Origin of the sequence: Kitasatospora sp. NPDC085879 (assembly GCF_040686255.1) — a bacterium.
GTDB lineage: Bacteria > Actinomycetota > Actinomycetes > Streptomycetales > Streptomycetaceae > Kitasatospora.
In genome coordinates, this window is the sequence record NZ_JBFBJZ010000200.1 from 1 (window position 1) to 1,313 (window position 1,313).

Annotated in this window: 1 protein-coding gene and 1 pseudogene; both read left to right on the top strand. The window is 70.1% G+C overall.

Annotated elements, in window-relative coordinates; genetic code table 11:
* Window positions 1-408: pseudogene (locus tag AB0P35_RS42145) on the top strand (IS21 family transposase); the annotation flags it as partial.
* On the top strand, window positions 408-1,241 hold the full coding sequence (gene istB / locus AB0P35_RS42150) for an IS21-like element helper ATPase IstB (protein ID WP_095871219.1): 834 nt from the start codon (window positions 408-410) through the stop codon (window positions 1,239-1,241). The pseudogene AB0P35_RS42145 and the gene istB, both read left to right, overlap by 1 nt.
* The last annotated feature ends 72 nt before the right edge of the window (window positions 1,242-1,313 follow it).

Consider the following 1,313-nt stretch of genomic DNA (forward strand, 5'->3'; position numbering starts at 1 on the left):
CCGCCCGTCTCACCGCCGCACTGGTGGCGTTTCCACACCCGCATCGGCCGCGACCACTACATCCGCGTCGACACCAACGACTACTCGGTCCATCCCCGTGCCATCGGCCACCGCGTCATGGTCCGTGCCGACACCGAGGAGATCACCGTCACCGCCGGCAACGACATCGTGGCCCGCCACAGCCGTTGCTGGGCCAGACACCAGACCCTGACCGATCCCGAGCACGCCGCCGCGGCCAACGTCATGCGCGGCGAGGTCATCCACCAGCAGGCCGCCCGCGCGCATGCCGCCCGCGCCGCGCTCCTGGCCCCGGACAGTCTCGGCATCGAGGTCGAACAGCGCGAACTGGGCTCCTATGACCGCATGTTCACCCTCATCGAAGGCGGCGCCGGCAAGGAGGACACCTGATGGCCCGCACTGCTTCGAACACTACGGCCGGCACGACGAAGCCGGACGGACAGACGTCCCACACCGGCCGGCAGACCGCCGCCGACCTGGCGTTCCTCGCCCGCGCGATGAAGGCTCCCGCGCTGCTGGACGCCGCCGAGCGCCTGGCGGAGCGCGCCCGCACCGAGTCCTGGACCCACACCGAGTACCTGGTCGCCTGCCTGCAGCGCGAGGTCTCCGCCCGCGACAGCCACGGCGGCGAGGGCCGCATCCGCGCCGCCCGCTTCCCCGCCATCAAGACCATCGAGGAACTCGATGTCGCCCATCTGCGGGGTCTGACGCGCCAACAGCTCGGTCACCTGGGAACATTGGACTTCATAGCGGCCAGGGAGAACGCCGTTTTTCTGGGGCCGCCAGGCACCGGCAAGACGCACCTGGCCACCGGCCTCGCGGTGAGGGCCTGCCAGGCCGGCCACCGGGTCGCGTTCGCCACCGCCGCCCAGTGGGTCGACCGCCTCGCCGCAGCCCACCAGGCCGGCCGGCTCCAGGAGGAGCTGGTCAAGCTCGGCCGCTACCCGCTGATCGTGATCGACGAGGTCGGCTACATCCCGTTCGAGTCTGAGGCGGCGAACCTGTTCTTCCAGCTCGTCTCGAACCGCTACGAGAGAGCCAGCGTGATCGTCACCTCGAACAAGCCCTTCGGACGGTGGGGAGAGACCTTCGGCGACGAGACCGTCGCCGCCGCCATGATCGACCGGCTCGTCCACCACGCCGAGGTCCACTCCCTCAAGGGCGAGTCCTACCGCATGCGGGGCCGCGAACTCGGTCGCGTCCCCACCACCGACAACGACTGAGCACGAGCACCGACGACGCGAGGGTCAGAACTCAACCGCCCAAACTGGGTCACGGTTCAGCCGCCGCCGACA